Source organism: Micrococcus sp. HMSC31B01, from assembly GCF_001816085.1.
GTDB lineage: Bacteria > Actinomycetota > Actinomycetes > Actinomycetales > Micrococcaceae > Micrococcus > Micrococcus luteus.
Map to the genome: position 1 here is coordinate 1 of NZ_KV824933.1, position 990 is coordinate 990.

Sequence of the window (990 nt, forward strand, 5' to 3'; positions counted from 1 at the left end):
CGAGCACGGCCGCCGTGCCCTCGGGCACGAGCACGGCCGCCCCGTCGATCGCCCCGTCCGGGCCCCGGGTGGCCCCCCACCAGAGCTGCCCGCCGCGGGCGAGCAGCACGCGCGTCTGGTCCGACAGCGGGGGATGGCCGTCCGCCGCCCCGGCGCGGTCGGCCAGGTCCAGGACGGCGCTCGCCTCCTCCGGGCGCGGGGTGACGACGCGCGGCATGCCGTCGGCGTCGGAGGTCGTGGGGGTGGGGTGTTCGGCCATGCCGGCCACCCTACGGAAGGAGGACGGTGGCCCGCGAGGTGCGCCCCGCCGTCGCCCGCCCAGGGCCGAGCCGGTGCGCACCTGGCAGGATGGGGCAGGTGATGCGCTTGTCCATGGCCCTGAGTGCGGCCGTCGCCGCCCTCGTCCTGGGCGGTGCCGCGTTGCTGGGCCCGGTCCCCGCCGCCCTCGCCGCCGCCGTCGTGATCCTGGTCATCGCCTGGGGCTGGCCGCGGCAGATGGGGGCGCCCGCGCGCCTCTCGCTCAGCGTCACCCTGGCCGTCGCCGGGGGCGCCGCGGTGCTGCTCATGCTGCTGTGGCCGCCGCTCGAGGACGGCCACAGCGGGGCCTGGACGCTCTTCGAGCCGCTCGCCGTCGTCGTCGCCTGGAGCACCATGGCCTCGTTTGTCGTCCAGCTGGTGCGCGGGACCGGCCGGCCGCTGCGCCTCGAGTCCACCGTCGCCACGATGGGCGGGGCGTTCATGGCCGTCGTGACGGCGTGCTGGGTGGCCGTCTCACGCTGGACCGACACCCCCGCGGTCGCCGGGCTGGTCATCACGCTGGCGGTCACGGTGGCCGCGGTCTCCCTCGTCGGCCTCACCCCGTGGATGCAGGGCCGGCCGGGAGTCCTGGCGCTCGTCGTCATCCCCCTCGGCACGGTGCTCGCCTGGCCCGTCTCGGCGCTGGCCGGCGTGGGCGCCCGGGACCGGCCGGCCGTCACGGCCGCGGCGCTC

At 78.0% G+C, this 990-nt stretch carries 1 protein-coding gene and 1 pseudogene; one reads left to right on the forward strand and one right to left on the reverse strand.

Translation table 11 applies throughout. From position 1 onward, the window contains the following. Positions 1 to 259, reverse strand: a pseudogene (locus HMPREF3105_RS01770) (mycothiol synthase); the annotation flags it as partial. A 101-nt stretch (positions 260 to 360) separates the two neighbouring features. On the opposite strand from HMPREF3105_RS01770, the gene HMPREF3105_RS01775 reads away from it, so the two are divergent. Beyond that, the coding region (locus tag HMPREF3105_RS01775) for a hypothetical protein (protein ID WP_246830311.1) at positions 361 to 990 on the forward strand (630 nt) is incomplete at its 3' end.